Origin of the sequence: Sphingopyxis microcysteis, from assembly GCF_012274265.1 — a bacterium.
GTDB lineage: Bacteria > Pseudomonadota > Alphaproteobacteria > Sphingomonadales > Sphingomonadaceae > Sphingopyxis > Sphingopyxis microcysteis.
This window is the reverse complement of the sequence record NZ_JAANYY010000002.1, coordinates 205,012-223,671: the sequence shown is the minus strand read 5'-3', so window position 1 is coordinate 223,671 and position 18,660 is coordinate 205,012. Positions and strand designations below refer to the sequence as shown.

Annotated in this window: 9 protein-coding genes; 2 read left to right on the top strand and 7 right to left on the bottom strand. The window is 60.4% G+C overall.

Annotation, left to right across the window (positions count from 1 at the left end; genetic code table 11):
• The first annotated feature begins 14 nt into the window (after positions 1-14).
• Positions 15-2,717 (top strand): conjugal transfer protein TraG N-terminal domain-containing protein, encoded by a 2,703-nt coding sequence (locus G9408_RS00955; protein WP_168452316.1) that lies wholly within the window; start codon positions 15-17, stop codon positions 2,715-2,717.
• 2 nt (positions 2,718-2,719) lie between these two features.
• Here the strand turns inward: G9408_RS00955 and G9408_RS00950 are convergent, their stop codons facing one another.
• The 7 genes from G9408_RS00950 to G9408_RS00920 all read right to left on the bottom strand — a co-directional run bounded on the left by G9408_RS00950 (position 2,720) and on the right by G9408_RS00920 (position 17,185).
• The gene (locus G9408_RS00950; protein ID WP_168452315.1) at positions 2,720-2,926 is read right to left on the bottom strand and encodes a hypothetical protein; all 207 of its coding nucleotides are present in this window, start codon (positions 2,924-2,926) and stop codon (positions 2,720-2,722) included.
• 120 nt (positions 2,927-3,046) lie between these two features.
• Positions 3,047-6,445, bottom strand: a complete 3,399-nt coding sequence (locus G9408_RS00945) for a TM0106 family RecB-like putative nuclease (protein WP_168452314.1) — start codon at positions 6,443-6,445, stop codon at positions 3,047-3,049.
• Positions 6,446-6,463: 18 nt separating this feature from the next.
• A complete protein-coding gene (locus G9408_RS00940) occupies positions 6,464-7,771 on the bottom strand; it encodes an McrC family protein (RefSeq protein WP_168452313.1) in 1,308 nt (435 codons plus the stop codon).
• Positions 7,768-10,647, bottom strand: a complete 2,880-nt coding sequence (locus G9408_RS00935; RefSeq protein ID WP_168452312.1) for an AAA family ATPase — start codon at positions 10,645-10,647, stop codon at positions 7,768-7,770. The genes G9408_RS00940 and G9408_RS00935 overlap by 4 nt, the downstream gene beginning before the upstream one ends.
• A gap of 48 nt (positions 10,648-10,695) precedes the next feature.
• Positions 10,696-12,183, bottom strand: coding sequence for a DUF2779 domain-containing protein (locus G9408_RS00930; RefSeq protein ID WP_168452311.1), 1,488 nt, complete (start codon positions 12,181-12,183; stop codon positions 10,696-10,698).
• Between the two features lie 80 nt (positions 12,184-12,263).
• Positions 12,264-14,132: a hypothetical protein gene (locus G9408_RS00925; protein WP_168452310.1), complete on the bottom strand. Its 1,869-nt coding sequence runs from the start codon at positions 14,130-14,132 to the stop codon at positions 12,264-12,266.
• A gap of 2 nt (positions 14,133-14,134) precedes the next feature.
• The gene (locus G9408_RS00920; RefSeq protein WP_328804345.1) at positions 14,135-17,185 is read right to left on the bottom strand and encodes a helicase-related protein; all 3,051 of its coding nucleotides are present in this window, start codon (positions 17,183-17,185) and stop codon (positions 14,135-14,137) included.
• A 143-nt stretch (positions 17,186-17,328) separates the two neighbouring features.
• Here G9408_RS00920 and G9408_RS16680 point away from each other — a divergent pair, with 143 nt between their 5' ends.
• The gene (locus G9408_RS16680) at positions 17,329-18,648 is read left to right on the top strand and encodes a helix-turn-helix transcriptional regulator (RefSeq protein ID WP_408021855.1); all 1,320 of its coding nucleotides are present in this window, start codon (positions 17,329-17,331) and stop codon (positions 18,646-18,648) included.
• Positions 18,649-18,660: the final 12 nt, after the last annotated feature.

The following is an 18,660-nucleotide window of genomic DNA, read 5'->3' as shown; positions in this document are numbered from 1 at the left end:
AGGCGAGACAATCCATGATCGAGATCTTCACGGTCGGCGGCGGCGAGTACATCGTCAATGTCCTGAATGCCGTCGCCAGCTGGACTGGTGCCGGCGGCTACAAAAGCCTGATCCAGGTGACCATGGTCATGGGCCTGGCGCTTGCGGTCATCGTACTCGCCTTCAACCAGGACTGGCGGGCCTGGCTCAACTGGTTCCTTGGTGCGACGCTCATCTACATGTGCCTGATGGTGCCGCGCATGGACGTCCATGTGACCGACCGGGTCAACCCGAGCCTTGCGCCGGCGAACGTCGCGAACGTGCCCTTGGGTCTCGCGCTCATGGCCAGCTTCACGAGCCAGGTCGGCGATTATCTTACGCGCTCGGCCGAGCTGGTCTTCGGCCTGCCGGACGACCTCAACTACTCGAAGAACGGCATGATCTACGGCGCGCGGCTCATCGAAGCGACGCGCTCCTTGCGCATCTCGGACCCCGAGTTTGCGGCCAATCTCGACGAGCACATCCGGCAATGCGTGTTCTATGATCTGCTGCTCGGCCGCTATTCGATGAAGCAGCTGGCAGAGAGCGATGATATCTGGACGACAATCGCCCCTGGTAGCGCGGCGCGGGCGCAGAAGTTTGTGACCCGGCAGGCCGATGACAGCGTAACGGCGTCGATCGTGACTTGCCGCGATGCCTACACCAGCCTTTCGAACCAATGGGCGGGGCTGGTCGATTCCATGGCGCTCAGCGCCGGTCGGCAACTCTATCCGCGCCAGACGGCGGCGCTCGCCAAGACCAAGCTGCTCGCTGATCTGCCGGTGGCCTACCAATATCTCTCGGGGGTCTCGAAGAACGCGAGCGACATCTTCCGCCAGGTCCTGACGATCAACGCGATGAATCAGGCGATGCACGGGTTTGCGGGCGCGAGCGGGACCTCGAGCGTCGATGTCTTCGCCCAGACCCGTGCCGACATTCAGACCGAGCGGACCTATGCCTCGATCGCCGAGAACGCGATGAAGTGGGTCCCCATCCTCAACGTCGTGCTGACGGTCGTGTTCTACGCGATGTTCCCGGTGATCTTTCCGCTTTTCCTGATGCCCAAGACCGGGCCGATTGCGCTGCGCGGCTATGTGACCGGGTTCTTCTACCTGGCGGCCTGGGGCCCGCTCTTCGTGATCCTGCACATGATCTTGATGTTCAAGGGCGCGAGCGATGTGGCGGCAGCTGGGAGCGGAACGGGCCTGTCGCTTGCGACCTTTGCGGGCATGACCGACGTGAACCGCGATATCGGGCTTTTGGCTGGCTATCTCGTCGCTTCGGTTCCGTTCCTTGCTGGCGGTATCGCCAAGGGCGCGCTTGCGATCTCTGGACAGGCGACCTCCTACCTCAACCCGTCGCAGAATGCGGCAGAGGAAGCGGCCCGAGAGGCCAGCACCGGCAATGTCTCGCTCGGCAACAGCAACCTCGACAATTCGACAGTGTTCTCCCGCCAGTTTGCGCAAGGCGCGCTCAATCCGAGCATTTCCTACGGTGCTCCACAGACCCGCGGATTTAGTGATGTGGGTACCCAGACGACGAGCTTCAGCGGGGCGGAATTCGCGACGGTGCCAAGTTCGCAGTACCCGTTTACACCCACGCTGGGGCAGGATTTCACGAGCAGGCTATCGACCATGGCAAGCCAGAGCCGCGGTCAGAGCGAGACCTATTCGAACCTTGCCCAGCAATCGACCAGCTCGGCTGTCACCCGGTTCAACGAGATCCGCAATGCCTACAGCCAGGGCCGATCCTCGGAGACGGTCAGCGGCACTGGCAGCAACGACAGCATCGGCACCGCCTTCAGCGAGGTCGACAACGCCTCCACCACCCTGCAGCGCCAGTTCGGCCTATCGCGTCGTGCGGCTGACGACATTACCGTTTCGTGGTTCTTGAACGGTGAAGGTTCGCTTAGTTTGGGAGGAGACAAGGGAGTAGGCAGCGCCTCGATCGGTGCCAAAGGTGGGCGAAATCAAAGCTGGACGGACAGTGACGTCGGCATTGCCTCCGAAGACCGCAATCGGATTACCGGGACATTGGAGCAACTTTCGGACACCCGGAACTGGTCCAGCACGCGTGAGGGCTTTCTGCGCCAGACGAGCTCGAGCTCGAGCTCCCAGGTTTCGACCAGCGCGGCGGGCCTTAGCCGCTCTTTGACCGAAGCGCAGACCTACTCGGTCGAGGCACGGCGCGCTGAAGAGCTAGCAAGCCGCCTCGAGAACCAAGCCTCCTGGTATGAAGGCGCCAACGCTGCCGGTTCGCTCAACCTCAGTCAGGCCTACCGCGAATGGGGCATGGCAGAGATCGAGGCGAACCGAGATTATTATGGCCCGGTCCGGTTCGACGACATCAATTTCCAGATGAGCGCGCAGGGACAGCAGCTCCAGGCCCGGTTTGTGGAGAGCTACGCTGACCGACTTCACGATGAGATCGAAGGAGAGCTGACGCTGCCTGAGTTCGCGCCGGTTAGCCGCCCCACTGTTGCGAGCCAAGGCGACGTCCGCGCCCGAGGACCGAGTGGAGGCGGTGGATCAGGAAATCTTGGCGCTGCCCCCGATCCATCGGGGATCAGGCAAGAGGTGCGCGCGGCACAGGCGCGGGGCCGCGGGATGATCGATCAGTCGAGAGGCAACCTCGATGCTGTCACCCGTGGAGCTAAGGGCGCAAGCGAGGAGGCCGCGGACGAGGTCAAAGAATGGTAGGATCAGAGGATCAGATCGTTGATGACAACGAATGCCGCAAAAGCAGTGAGGCCGACGAAGATGGCGATCAGCTTGATGCGCCCCCAAGGGTCAGCCCAGGTTTTCTTCCACGTGTAGGCAGTTAGACGATCTTCTGCGATGGCTCGATCAAGCTCTCTGAGGCCCTTCCAGTCCTCGGTCGCAGTAGGGTCGTCAGATGGCTTCAACATGAGGCACCCATTCAGAAGAAATACTGCTTCAAAATCGCTACATTATCCCAGATTTCCGGGCTTAATGTAGCGATTCTGACACACAAAATCCCGGGTGCCAAGCGATGTTCGGCTGCAATTTCATGAACTCAGTTCAAGATACCGGCAGAAGGCATTCGCGAGCTGCATCTGACGAGGCGTCCGGCATTCGGCCTCAAAAACTTTTGGCGATCCCACGAGGATGGTTACGCATTTCGCGCGTGAGGTCGCAACGTTCAAGCGGTTGAGACTGTAGAGGAATTCCATCCCGCGCGGCGCATCAGCATGCGAAGAGCTGGCGAGCGAATAGATCGAGATCGGCGCCTCCTGGCCCTGGAACTTATCGACCGTCCCGACCCGCGCCTGGGGTAGGCGACGTTGGATCTCGAACACCTGCGCATTGTACGGGGCGATGATCAGTATGTCCGCGATCCCAAGCGGCTTTTCGTTCCCCTCGCGATCGATCCAGGTCGCACCTTGTGCCAGTATGTCGGAGACCAGTTCGGCGATAACGTCAGCCTCTTCGGACGAGCAATTCTGATTGCCGGAATGCTCGACGGGTAGAAACCTCAGACCCGTGCCATTGGCGATCCCGTTCGCGTTGACCCGCTGCCCGGCTGCTTCTGCCTTTGCCCCGAGCTTGCCCTCGTAAAAGAGTTCGGATGTGAACGCACAGATCTCCGGATGCAGTCGCCAGGTGACGTCCAGAAACAGGCCTTCGTCAGGTGCGATGGTTTGCTTGCCCGAGAGCAGGTGGTCGAGCGCAGAGCAGCCGGTGCCGTCCGGATGGCTGCCTTGCATGGGCTGGTCAAGCTGTTGAGGGTCTCCAAGCAGAACCAGCGTTTTGGCCGCCTGCGAAACGGCAAGCACATTCGCCAGCGACATCTGCGCGGCCTCGTCGACAAAGAGAACGTCGAGACTTTCGAAGGCATCCTCTGTCGACCACAGCCATGCTGTTCCTCCTGCGACGCTGCAATCCGCTTTGAGCGCGGCGAAGACCTCCGCATTGCTCTTCTTCGCGAACCGCAGCCGCTCGGTTGCGTCCTCTTTGGACCCGGCCTTCGGCTTCTGGATACAGACCAGGGGGGTATTGGTCTCCTCAGCGACATCAATGACTTTGTTCATGAGATTGCGGATCACCTCGTGACCATTGGCCACGATCCCGACCTTCTTGCCTTGGCGGACAAGCTCGCAAATCATGTGCCCACCCGTGTGGGTCTTGCCGGTGCCTGGGGGGCCTTGGATCGGCAATACGCCTGCTGAGATCAGAGGGGCGATACGCACACCGGCATCGAGTGGCTTTTCTTTTTCAAGCCGAACTGGGCTGCCCTCTGCAATGCGCGGAGCCACCCGCATCAGCATGTCTCGTGCCGCCTGGTAGGCTTTCCCCTCAGCCATGCCGTTCTCACACACGTATGTTGCGAGCCTGACGAGTGCCTCCTGCATCGGCTTTGACGGGACATGCTCGTGGACAAAGACTGCAGCAGGGTGTTCCGCCGCCATTGCCGAACTCTTCTTGATGTCGATTGTGCGCTGTTCCCGTGAGATATCCTCAACGGTCCCCAAGGTCTGGCCGCCCTGCGCTCTGAGCCCTTTACCTGCTCGAATATCGGCTTCCTGGACCGGAAAGCTGTAGCGGTCGATGGGGCATTTGGCTGTGCCCCCCACCGTTTCAAGGTAGGTGAGGCCAGCGAGACCTGCCCGCTCATCGAGGAGCTCCTCCGCGGACAGATCACAGAGGCGGAAGTATTCCCACCAGGTCGCCTTTTCCTCGCGGCGATGCCACTCGAGAAGATTGGCAAGAAGCCAGCGCGCATGCTGCTCGGAGGTGCGCTCTTCCGGATCGACCGGGACATCGACAGTCAGCTGCTCAATTAGCGGCGTGATCCGCTCCAGCCATTCGGAAAGGCCTTCGCTCGGTCCGCTTTCCCCTGGCTCCGGTCTCGTAAACTCGATGCCTCGATCGATGAGCTTGCTGCGTTCGGCCTCCAGCCAATCGCGCAGAGCCTCGGTCGAGACACAGTCGTCGCGGTTGTAGGCTTCGACGGTTTGCTTATCCTCCGGCAGAATTCCCGCCGCGTCGTTCAGTTCGAGGCTCACCTGCAGCCGGTTAAGCGCAAGGTTCGCATCGGGAAGGCTTGCGTCACGAACATAGCCGTAAAGCGGCTCGAGCTTCTTGATGGAATAGCTCTCGACGCCCGCACGCAGCGAATGCCGGACAACGCTCAGCAAATCGACGAACACGAGACCACGCAGCAGCGAATCCAGTTCGTCTTCGCGCGTACCATATCGTCCCATCAGCCGTTTCAGCGCGCCCGGCTCGTATCCGCCGTAGTGATAGACATGGAGCTGCGGGAAGACCTTCTTCCGCTCGAGCACGAAATCGATGAATGTCTCGAAGGCTGCCTTCTCGCCGGCACGGTCAAGCGCCCACAGCCCGCGGTACTGTGGCTCACCCTTCTCGCGGAAGTGGAAGCCCAGGAGATATTCCAGCCCATGCTGGCCAACGAAGGAATCCCCCTCGAAGTCTAGAAAGATATCGCCCTCGCAAGGCTCAGGTAGGCAATTGAGGCCGAAACCTGCCACCGGCGCCAGCAGTTCGTAGCGCAGTTCGCCACTGACTCTGGTTTCAAGCTGGATCCTAGCCTGCTCGCGGACGCGGGTCAGAGATTCTTTCGAGCCACGCTCCGGCTTCCATTGCAGGGGCACCGGCAGTTCCGCCAGCGCCGTTGCCGTGGTGACGCCGTGATCCTTGAGCTCTGCGATCTGCATTGAGGAGATGCCCGCCACAAGGCAAAGGTGATCGTCATCCCGGCGTTGCTTGTCGCAGCGCGTGCTCCAATTGCAGATGTCACAGTTTGACGTCGGCTCCGGGTAGGTCTGTGCGGGCTTGTCGGTTCCGATCGCTCCGAGCAATCCCTGCTTCACCTGACGATGATAGGCGGCGAAATCGGCAAGCCGATACCGCTCCGGTGCAAAGTCGGTCCAGGGCGGGATGACGCTGGCGAAGATCGGCATGGTGCCTTGCACTTCGCCAATGAGCTCGGAGTAAAGGCAGAGCTGAAGGACGGTGCCGCCCTTCGTTTCCCGGGCGAGCTTGGTGTCGGCAGCTTCATAGGACCAATCGCCAAGGTCGCTTGGCGTATCGACGCGCTGCAGAATGTCGGCACGGCCTGCCCAGGATCCGCCTCGCAGCGCGCCCTGGACGATCACGTCAACGCCCGCCCGCATGGCGGCGATTGTTTGAGCGACGGCCTCGTCGCTGACGTCCACGCCTTCAACCACGACGCATGAAAGGCCTTGGGCGCGCAGATGGTCCACATAGGCCAGTTCGTGCTGCTTGCCGCGCTCCCAGAGCGCCTCGAGCGCGGGATCGAAGAATTTCGGACGTGAAAGCTTACCGCGCGCTGCCGCATGTTCCAACTGGGTCAAGTGCCGGCAGTTCAGATATCCGACCAGATCGGTAGCGCTGAGGCGCGGCGTTCCATTTTGAATTTGCACGATTTAGTCCCCGAAAACTCAGCACACTTCAGCTTCGGCAAACTCGAGCGTGAGCTGCCGTAATTGTTGGATGACGGCCTGCCGGGAGCCGAGTTCGACGCTCATCGTGTGGAGCCGGGCCTGATCCGCGCCGATCCGGTGCGAAGCCAGAGCACCAGGGCTGTCAGCCAGTGCGAAGTGATGCGGATAGAGCAGACTGAGGCAGTTGCAGTGGTAGATCTGACCATAGGCCATCATCTGATAGACGTCGGCCTGGGAGACCCCCTGCTTGGGATCATCGATCCGGGAGGAAATCCGCTTCCACTTGGTGTCTATAATCTGCACGACCTCGTTGCCACGCTTCACCAGGATATCGGGCCTCGTCTGAAACACCTGCCGGCCGTCGGTCTCATTCTCGAGACAAAAGAGACGTCCACCTTGAAGGCTGACGCTAAATCCTGTGCCCGAGAGCGCGCGCTTGAGCAGGCGCCCGACATACTCCTCGAAAAGAGTATTCATTTCAAAAAGAAGGGAAAAGCCGTCCTGCCGGCCCATCGAACTCGTCTGGAACCGGTCGCCGAGAAGAAGCCGGGCTAAGGTGATCAGCTCTTTCCAGCGCGCGTTGGTGCGATCGAGATGCACGTCATCCCAGCGCAACCCGCTTACCGGAACATCGGCAATGTCGGCATAGGCGAAGCCCAGCTCGGCCAGCCTGCGCTGGTTATCCGCATTGTTCGAAACGCGCAGCAACCGGGAAACAGCGGCTTTCATGATCTGATTGAGCGGAGTTTCAGGCGACAGCTCGTCGAAACGGCAAGCGAGACGCTGCGGCGAAGCGGCGAGACGCGTAAACTGTCGCGCAACATCAAGTCGGCCGCGAAGCGCGGGCAATTCATCCTCGCAGGCCATGTAGCGACGCGGCATGCCCTGACGCAGGGCGTCGGCGAGCTTTCGGGAAAACAGCCCGATCAGGACTTCAAGCAATGTGTCGCGTTGAGAGCCAAGCGCCGTCAACGTCCCGCTGTCGATTTCCAGATCGAGCGCGACGGCCAGCATATGCACCAGGCGATCCCGTAAGTAGCCGCGATTGTCGGGATCGCTCGCTGAAGGCTTCGCATCGATCTTGGGCAGGATCTCCAGCGCACACCCATCAGCGACAATCACGCCCACGACCTGACGCGCCCCAAGGGAATGCCGGCCATGCTCCAGGATTCCCTTGCCATTCTTGCCGGCCAAAGGAGAGCGGCGCGCAACGGCGACAAGCCTGTCTGCTGCCCATTCAGGGATGCATTCCTCACCCTCGCCATAAGCGAGCGATTGCCATTCGAGGAGCGATCGCCGGATCACGCAAAGCCCTTGTAGGCGTCGTCTGCAAACGGCTGCCGGACCTGCCAGCGCCAGCGAGCTGGAGCGTCGCCATCGGAGTCGAGGCCGTTGGGGGCCTTCAGTTCCCGTCGTTCCAAGAAGCGCTCGCCCGTCGTATCACCAAGCACGGCGGCGACCTTGGACCAGTCCTCGTAGAAGTACTCGGCGAGGAGTGGGATTACCTTGTGTCGCATGCATTCATCGACGTCGGAGCGGGTCGCACACCCCATGAAGTAGGCGTGCCCGATCTGGTGTTCCCGGTCGAAGAGATACTCGATGCGCTCGTTGAGAATGGCAAGGAGCTTTCTGAGCGCAATGCCATCGACATCCTCAGGCAGCGCCTCGGTGTCCGGCATGAGCTCTCGGAAGGTGAAGCGCCGGCGCAGAGCGGTGTCGAGTAAGGCGATGGAGCGATCCGCCGTGTTCATCGTGCCGATGATGTGGAGGTTCGACGGAACGCCGAAGATCTCGCCCGAGTAGGGCAATTTCACGCGAAGCTCGTTTTCCTCGCCGATCCGCTTGTCCGGCTCGAGCAAGGTGATGAGCTCACCGAAGACCTTCGAAATATTCGCGCGGTTGATCTCGTCGATGATGAGCACGTAGGGTTCGGGAACCCCCGTGGTAGCCACCGCGTCGCCACCTGAGGTGACGATCTGTTCCAGCGCGTCCCAGTCGATGTATCGGCTGTTCAGCTGGTAGACGGAAACCTGGCTGAAGATTTTCCCGTAAATGCGTTCGCGCGGGAGGCTCTCATCAGAGTGCCACAGCCATTTGACCGATCGGCGATGATTGTACTCACCGTTGGGACCGGGCACGAAACGATAGCCCCCGGTGACCTCGCCAATCGCCCGGAACTTCCGGTTGCCGTCTGACACAACGACTAGGGAACCAACCTCCATGTTGATTCGGAAGGCATACATCTGGGACATGTTGGGATCGTTACCGGTCGCCTCGGGGTGATCCTCGCGCCACCGTTCCTTGATCGCTTCCCATTTGTCGAAGCGGGGATCAGACCAGTCGACGTCGCCGCCATATCCCAGGACAATGTACCCATCGCGGATTGCATCCTGAAAGATTGCGTCATCTTCTGCTGCCCAGCTTCGCCCGAGCGACATCTTGAAGATCTTCTGGCTTCGATCGAGCAGCGGCTTCTCGGCGTCGACTGCATGGCCGCGGTTTTCAGAGGCAAGATTGGCAATCTGCTTGAAGATGCCGTCGTGGGGCTTCAGGCTGAACCCTCCACTGGCCGGACCATCGTCGCTCTCCTCGCCCGTGACGGGCCTCAGTCCTTCGACGAACTCTTCGTAGGAGAAGGACTGGTGAAACGTGACAAAGCCGATGCGCCCCTTGCGATGCAGGGACTGATAGACATCCATCAGTTCCTTGCGGCCAAGCTGCGCCGATCCTGGACCGTTGCAGATTTCCACGGCCTCGGCGGCTGTCGCATAGGTCTTTCCCGTTCCCGGAGGCCCGTAAAGGATCAGGTTGGTTGCAGTCGGCATGGCTGGCCTCATTTCTGAAATTTCTTGCGTTGCATCGGCAGCTTGGTCTTCCTGGCTCACGACCCAGAGGAAGCTCTGGACGTCCCACAGGTCTCGGGGCTGCCATCCCCAACCGGCCATTTCCTCGTAGAGCTTGTGCGCGAAGCGGAGCACTTCGGCATATTCTTCGGCTGACAGCGGGCTCCAGCCGAACAGCGGCTTGTGAACCAAAGCCTTATAGGCCCTCGAGAGCGGGTCGGTGTTGATGCCCAGGGCATCGCGCGGTCTGACCAGCGCCAGGAACATCGACGGGATATTGCGGCTCTCCGAGTAGGGCTTGCTCTTCTCTTGGCCCTCCAGAAGGACGGGCCAGATCGCGTCGACCATTTGTTTAGCCGCCGCCGGCGGGTCATCGCTTGAGCGGGCCAATTGGGCTGCTGCCAGTTCGAGAACATTCGGATGCTGCTGGCGAATGGCGGCGAGACGGTTGTTGGTCCGCCAACCGGGAAGATCGATACCCGTCAGGATGTCGAACAAGGCGCCGCCCAGCGCCTCGGGCGCCAGCGGCGGCTCTGACTGCAGGAGCGCCGCAACCTTGGCGATCGCCTCCCGCTTGTAGTTGATGACATCGCTGAAAACTTGCGAGGTCGCACCGGCAAATCCTTCCGGTTCAAAATCGGGATAGGTCCGCAGGAAACGAGCCTTGAGGTCCGCAAGCACGGCGGCGTCGAGGATCAGGTCATTCCCGTGAATTGAACCCTTCGCGGGAATGCCCAGAGCTCGGGCAATCTCTGGGTCGATTTCATAGGAAGTCAGTTTCTGTTTGCCGTATCCCAGATAGGGCCGCCGGCCGTTGTTGGACCGCAGCACCCGGACCAGACGCTGCTCCTTGAGCAGAGCCCGAGCCACCGCCAAGACATCGTCGGTTTCAATGGCATCTTCAGTTTTGTTCGAGGCGCCCATGATCCGGAACGCTTTGACCCCCGACTGCCGGTTGGTTTGGCGAATGGGCCAGTGAACCGTTCTGGAATCATCAAAGAGTGCGATGCGCTTCTCGGCATCGACACTGTCGAATGCGTCACCCGCAGTCCCTGAGCGGAACTGAGCGTAATCGTTAAGCGTCGAGCGATAGTGCGAGAGGTTCGCATAAAGATTGCCATCGATCGGAAAGCGAGCCGGGTTTTCCCGACCGGCACGTTCGTCGGCCTTAGAATAGGCAAGTGCGGCCTTGAAGCCTTCGAGACCATCAGCGTCGAAGGCTTCGTCAAGGTCGCCATAATGCGCTTCTACGCGCTTCGCGTCTTGCACTCGCGTGTTTTGCGTGGAGGGGGAACCTCCCTTCTTCGCGATCCACTCTCGAAATTCGGCTTCTTGCATCTGTGCTTTCTCAAAAATCTTTAAATGGATCGGTGAAATGGGCGCTGTCTATTTCGCGCCAATGAGATGCCAAAGCACCTCGATCATGGCGTATGTGTCTTTGGCACAGTAAGTCCTAAGCGATTGCGCTAGCTCAGCTACTCGGGCCTCGGAGGTCGCTGGTGCAATTGCTTCGAGATAGGCGAGCTGTGCCGCGGAGCCATCCGAGACGTCCAGCATGGCATAGTCGCCGCTATTGCTGATGGTCGGCAGGACAGCCTTGATAGACCAACTGCCGCCCTGATCGCGGTGGTACCAGTGCTCGCGGGTAACCGGCAGAAGATCAACAATGCGCGCTGCGATCGCCTTGAGATCGTCGGCGAGATCCGAAAACCGCTCCGCCAGCCGGAGGATGCATGTCCGCTCGAAGGCTGCATTATACGCGATGACGGTCCCATCCTGGGGGATCTGGGCCACCAGTGCCTCGGCGCAGGCGCGACGAGGATCTTTGCCATCCAGGCTTAAGAACTCACGATGAGTGACCTGCCCTTCGCAATCTTCGATGTGGGCTGAAAATTGAAAGGGGACTTGTTCCCAGGGTTTCGTTCCGAGCCAGCGAGGCAAGGCAAAGGCGATCGTCTCGAAATCGAGATAGGTTCGAGGAAATGTCCAATCTTCGACGATCCGCCGCGCTCCGTCGACGTCGTGGTAGGCGACGCCGGACAAGACAGCCTCGTGAATTCTCGCGTGAACGGCATTGGTGAAGCTGCCAGCCGGCACGTCCTTGAGCTCGGCAATGCCATGTTCGGCCCACTTGGCCGCTAGCTGCTTGCCTGTCCGGGGCAGCGAGGAGATCGGATATCGCGCCGTTTCCAGATCGCGCGAGCAATAGGCCACAAATTCGCACGGGAAAGGATCATGGCAATGACCGCCGGGATCGCGAGCGGGCTCTTCGCCATCAAGGACAGACCTGATTTCAGCGACCAACTTTGGGCGCTTGAGGGCGATCGGCTTGGCATCCTCCAGAGATGGCGTATCCACGAATGCGCCGTGGTAGTTTCCTTCCTCCGTCAGGAAGAACTGGTTGTTGAGATGCCGGATGGCGGCCGAACTCACCTGGACCCCGGCCTCACGCAGCACCCAGAGCTGGGTCGCTAGGTCGGCGACATGATAATCCTTGCGGCTCGTCGAACTCTTCACTTCGGCCACGTGCCAGCCCCCAAGCCCGTCGGGTTCCATGATATCGACGCGAACGAGCACACCATCGTGGGCAAAGGTAGCTTCGAACAGCGGGTCTTGAGCTGATGCGGACGTGAGTTCCTGGGTCCGCTGAAGCGCAGCGGCAAGGTCCGGCTCGGCCTCGATCATAATGCCGCCGGAGCACAGTAAACAGGCAGCGTCCCCAACTTCATGACCAGCAGCGAAGCGCGCCTCAGCACCTGCATCGAGCTCTGCAAGGTCAGGCCGATGCGTCTGCAGCCACAATCGCTTCGGGCACTGCTCGAAGGAGGTGATCTTAGATTTGGAAAGGCCGAACTTCCGGCTGCCAGAACTCATTGAACTACGTCATGCCCCCTCATTCCCAATGCCCAGCGTGCACTCTAGCACTGTTGGATGACAAAATCTGTCACCCCGGGTTAAACATCATCCTTCGAGATGAAAGAGATCGGGGCGCTCTGCTGATCATTGATCAGCGGTATCTCCGACGGTCGGCGCAGTTCGAGCTGCTCGGGAATATCCGAGGTAAGGCCATAGGCCAGGAGCAGTCGGGAGGTATCGCATTTAATGCTCGTCATCTGCGCGGGAGGGCTTGGGTGCATGAGCTTTAGATCGCCAAGTGTGGGGTGTACCCGAGCAATAAATTCCTTGTGCACCGCGGTCTTGCAACCGCCACCGATCGCCATGAGCTGCACAGGATTGCGGCGCAGGGTTGCATCGAAATTGCGCGGAGCAACGCGGGGATGCCGCGCGTAATTGAAGACCTGATCGTACTGCTCGATGCATGCCCGCCGAAACAAATCGTCTGGAAATCCGTCACTTCGGGCAGCTTCAAGTGCTGCGGCACCGAGCAGCTTCACCTCGGCGGCAAAGGCCGCGACGCGCTCGCGATTGACGAGGTTAAACGCTACTACGTCGAGCGTGGATGCTCCGACGTCGATGAGGATATGAGCGCCATCTCTGGCAAACGGCTCGTTGGCGTAGCCTGAGATCGCCGCGGTCAGTTCGGGTACGAGGTCAAAGCCCGCCGGCAAGTCATGCGTCGAGGCCTGATAGCATTCTCGAACCTTGCTGTGGGTGAGGCAGGTCGCGTGCGGCATAAGGGCACGCGCGGCGCTGACAATGTGCCTGAAATCCCGGTAGGTCTTGGTATCATCCTGGGCGGCAACGGGAATGCCGATGTTGATGGCCAGGAAATTTCTGGTTGCGTCGCCCCCCAGCGGCTGGGTCTTCTCGTACCATCCCAGGCAATGGGCCAGCTGCAGCGCCAGGAACGCTGCCGCGGCTTCGTTTCGCGTGACCGCCAAGTCCGGCAGAATGCGCTTGCCGCCGCCACCGGCGAGAATGCCTGCCTTGAAGCCTTCCAGTGCCACCTTGCCCTTGCCGGGCAGAAGGGAGAATTCCTCAGAATCTGGCGAAAACCAGATCACGCTCTGCCACAAATAGGGATGCCGGTTCGATTGCAGCAAATTGGGTGCAGGTCGTGCGGCGGTCGGATTGCCCGCCCGGTAAGGCTGGCGAACGGCAAGCTTGATTGAACTCGTCCCGAAGTCGCAGCCTATGATGTACCCTGAGTGGTCAGGCTCCGGCTTTGCCCGAATGAGCTCGGAGCCGAGCGCAATGCACTCTTCGACGCCGGTCCGAACCCAGGGGAGAGTGCGCTGCGGCCGCGTCTCTATCGGAGGCGGTGCCTCGCCGAACAGCACTCGAATTCGCTCAATGAGCTGTTTGGTCGTTGGCGGCGGCGGTGGTGGAGGGGCTACCGGGACTGCGGGTGTGCTTTCGACCGGATGCGGGACCCGTTTTGGCTTGGCGACGATGAGATTAGGAAGGAGTGGCAATCGAGCCTGCCCGTTACCAGCCTTCTTTCCATTGGCGGCTTCAACCGTTGGCGGGGGCGAAGCGGCGGGCGGCCCCTGCATGGCGATGGGCGAGGAAAGTTCGGGCTTCTTGCGTTCGTCGAGAGGCCGCTTGGGTAGCAAACCGGCCTTGATTTGATGCGGGAGAGGCGCCGCCGTCTCGACCGGAACGACTTTGGATCGTCCGCGGCCAGTCGGCCGAACCTCAAACTCCTGACGCTTGGCTTTCGGCGGCGCGCTTGCGACCTGACCTTCGGCCTTGCTCTTCATGGCTGCCTCGACATCGGCAAACCCGTTTGTATGGGAGTGATTGGGCTTTGCTCGCGGGTCGATCCGCCGGTGCTGAGCAGCGCCGGGCGCGCCCTTGAGTTTCTTCAAAGCCTCGGCTGCGTCAGCAAACGATCCGAATGTCTGCCCCTTCTTTCCCATGCTCACCGCCCCCCAACTTTAATGAGCGCAATGCCTGCGAGGATGGGCTCCTCGAACGTCAGTCGCCTTTCTCGCTCGGCGATCTCGTCCAACTTGACGTCCATTCGGGCGAGGAACTTGTTGAGCTTGCCTTGCTCAAGAAGGGCAATGCGCATGCGTCCATCGCCGCCGGTCAGCCGCAGATCCCGGATCCTGCTCTCGGCTTCGCGGCGCCTGCGCTCCTTATGTTCGACAATCAGCGCGCGTTGCGTCTCGACGCGGTCATAGTGATCGGCGGCGGTCGCCTGCTGAAAGTCGTCCCACATGGCCTCGAGCGACGGCAGAAGCCTATCCGAGATCACCGCGCTGGCTGAATCGCGCTCGGCCGGATCGAGGCCATGCAAACGCGGCGCGGCGGCGAGCGCCTCCATGAGAAGGCGTTCTGCATCGTCTTCCGGGACAATGGTCTGCGTCGACAGGTTCACGCCCAGAAAGGTCAAACGATCAATCGGCAAGAGCCCGTCAATCGACCAGCGCTGGACAGCCACAGCATAGGTGCCCGCCTTGAGTTTCAGTCCGGCAGGCTTGGGAATATGGAACGCAGTAGCCGGGCGCGGAGCCATCCCTGCCTGTCGATCATCAAGAATCCGCGCACAAAACCTCGCCAACGGGTGGGTCATCGGAACTGCTTCTAGCGCACGATAGCGCAAGGGCTCGGGATTGCTCCCGAATATGACTTTCACCCCACTCGCAGCGTCACGGCTGAAGCGCGTGGGGTAGCGGCGGATGTGTTGCGAACGGTAGCGTTCGAAGTCGGCCTGCCCTTTCGGTGACAAGCGGATGTCGTAGGCGTCGATGTCGAGGTTCGCGATCGGCTCAATCCGTGTGCCGGGATAGCTGTGCGTCAAGACAGCGGACACATAGTCCCGCAAATCATCGCCGGTCAGCCGCTTGTAGGGTGCCTGAGCATCCTTGATCTTCTGAAGGATGCTATCGCCATGGGCGACCAGACCCGGTGCTTCGCGTTCAAGTTCGTCGCTCTCGCGCTTACGCTGTTCAGCAGCCTGGGTGGCACGATCGAGCTCTGCAGCCCGCCGGTCGGGGCTGAGCTCCGGATCGGTGAGAACCAGTTCGATGTCGCGGATGATGTCGCCCAGGATCGGCTCGAAATCCCCGAGGGCTTCACGAATGATGCCCAAGCGCTCGTAGAGCCGATTGTACACCTGCTCCTCGATTGTTTCGGCGGCGATCAAATTGATGATCTCGATCGACGGGGATCGCTGGCCGATACGATCAATACGACCGATGCGCTGCTCGACCTTCATCGGGTTCCAGGGGAGATCCCAGTTGAAAAGGATGCGGCAGAACTGAAGGTCGAGGCCTTCACCGCCGACTTCCGAAGTCAGCAGGATGGTCCCGCCGGGTGAATCGGCAAAGCGCGCAATCGTCGCCTGGCGATCGTCCTTGATACCGCCGTGCAGTTCCATCACGCCAAAACCAGCGGCTTTGAGGCGACGAGCGAGGTACGAGATTGTCCGGCGGAAGCTGGAGAAGACGATGATGCGTTGATCACCGTCTGCCTCACGGACACGGCCGAGCCATTCGACCAATCGCGCAAATTTGGTGTCGGAGGCTTCAAGCTCCTTGAGGATGGCGGGATCGTCGCAAATCTCGCCGAGCGCCTGGATCAGGGGGCCAGGAACTTTCGACGGCGGGCGGTCATCCTCTTCCTCATCGAGGTCGAGTGAGCCGCTGCGCTCGCCCCAGTGACGGTAGGCTGAAGGCAAGCTCGAAGCGAGAAAGCGCTGGGTTTGGGCAAGCAGGAACCGCTCGTTGATGTCGTGGGTGTAGGCGTACTCCTCGATCCGTTGCGTAGCGGCATCGTAAAAGTCTCGCTCGGTATCGGACATCTCCCAGCGCGGAGCCTGGGGACGCCGCTCCACGCGAAACTCGGCGACATCGCGCCGGCGCGTGCGGTTGATAAGCGAGCCCAGCAGCGACATTTCCTCGATGCGGGCTGCCACTGCCACCCGATTGGCCGGCGTATCCTCCATCCCCTGCGCGAGTTCATGGCGCAGGCGCTTGAGGCGCCCCCCGGTCTTGAGCACCTGGCCTTCCGGCAGCTCATCCACCAATTTGATGAGGTCACCCATCGATGTCCGCGGATCGCGCGCGGCTTCCCAGGCCGCGATCATCGGAGCGTTCTCAGCCTGCAAGACGTCGAAAAGCCACTCGCGCTCGAACGTTTCGGGATCGATCAGCTTGAGGATCGCGCGAAGGTCGTTTGCCCGCAGATTGATTGGTGTCGCCGAGAGGAAAACCGAATAGTCGGACGCCTCGCTCACCATTTGCCCAAGCTTATGATTGAGCGTTTCAGTGTTGCGGAGGTGATGCGCCTCGTCGAACACAGCGAGGTCGAACAGCTCTTCCTCAGCATCGGCCATGTAGCGTGCGAGCTCTGCTCGCGGCCCCTTGGCGGGTTCATCGGGATTGTTCCAGTTCTTCGGCGGCCGGATTGCCGAGATCGAGGCGATCGCGGCAAAGCCCTCGCGCCTGACCTGATCGTCCTTGATTCGGTCCAAGAGGTCGGCTGCATCGCAGATGCGGGCATCGACATTGAACTTTGAGCGGAGCTCTTCGCGCCACTTTTCTGTCAGGGGTTTGGGGCAGACGATCAGCAATCTGCGGCTGTCGAATCGTGCAACCAGCTCGGTCCATATGAGGCCCGCCTCGATTGTCTTACCGAGACCCACCTCGTCGGCGATCAGCACGCCACGTGACGGCGAATTGAGCAGCTTCAGGACCGGCTTGAACTGGTAGGCATGAAATTCGGTGTTTGTCGCGCCGATGCTGTAGATGATGTCAGCGAGCTTGCCGGTCATGCGCATGTGCGTCAGGGTCCGCCGCAAATCGTCTGGGCCGGAGAGCTTGCCTGATGCGAAGTCGGCCAATGCGTTGGCTGTTTCTGGAACTTCCTCGAGTTCGATAAGAGGTACAGTTCTGCGTCCCGCAGGCAGTTCAATCTCGATGAAGGTGCGTCCGGCCCGCTCCAATGGCGGCTTCGTCGTGATCACGCCAATCGAGGACGGATCACCTTTGAGCCGAACGCGCGTACCAGGTTGCAAAGTCGTCCCCCTAATTCCGAGTCACAAATTTGTTCGAAGCGCACCTTGGCGGTCAAGTCTGACCGCGGAGTAAACCATCAGAATTTAAGTCGATGATGGCGATGTGCCGCAGTAATGATTGCTCCGTCATCGCCTACCACGAGGTAAGCATCGAGCGCCTTTTCCAGCTTGAGAAACGCCGATTTGCCCATGTCCTTGAGCATGCGGGACCGGCTTTGCCGGGTGAGATAGCAAACCTCGGCGCCACGATGACGACGATACTCTCCGTAGGCCATCAGGGCATCGACGGCCTGATGAGAAATCGCGCGCTGCTGCATGCGGGCTTCGGCGTGGTGCGTAAACATCTGATCGTCCTTTCCCTTGATGATGATTTGTGTCTAAATCACGGGGGTGACAGAAACTGTCATGGGGGAGCCTCTATGTCATTTGCCAAGGCGGTGGATCTCTTGCGCCTCGCAATGATGGCCACGTCCCGACAGGGGGTTTGTCTCAGTGATGTGGAAGCAGAATTCGGCGGCGTCCGGCGGACGGCACAGCGCATGATCGCGGCTCTCGAAGAGGCGTTTCCTGCGACCGAACACTATGTGGGTGACGACGGCCGACACTATTGGCGCCTGCCGTCTCGGGCTGTCGCGCCACTTCTTACCCCATCTGCAGAAGAACTTGTAAGCCTCAAGTCCGCGATCAGCGAACTCGAGCGGGTCGACATGAACGGCGAGGCTATCCAGCTGCGCAGCCTTGAGCGCAAAGTCAGGGCTCTAATTCCCAGCGATCGAACCCTTCGTCTGGCGACTGATGAGGAAGCTCTGCTCGAAGCCATGGGCTTTGCTGCCAGACCTGGCCCACGTCCGTCGATGAACGAGGCTGTGGATCTCGCCATCTCGGAGGCAATCAAGGGGCCGTTCGAGCTCAAAATTCACTACCAAGGCAGAGGGGATGCGAAGCCAACCTGGCGAACGATCGAACCGCTTGGCCTGCTCTTGGGCTCTCGCCGCTATCTCGTCGGCATCGATACGGCCAAGCGTGACGGGCGCTATCGCCACTACCGGGTCGAAGACATCATGGAGGCGCAGGTGCAGGCGAAGATCTTCGCCTATCCGGACGATTTCGATCTTCGAGAATATGCCACCCGTGCCTTTGGATCATATCACCACGAGGCCGAGTATGGGGAAGTGGTCTGGAGATTTTCGCCTGAAGCGGCGGATCGGGCCGCAAGGTTCCAATTCCATCCGAGGCAAGAGATTGAGCATCTGGATGACGGCGCCATGCTGGTACGCTTCAAGGCGTCAGGCCACCTTGAAATGAGCTGGCACCTTTATGCTTGGGGCGACAGCGTTGAGGTTATCAGTCCGAGCGGTCTTGCGGCCATGGTCCACCCCTACAGGCGCTCTGATTTTGCTGCGCTGCCATGATCTGTAAGTATA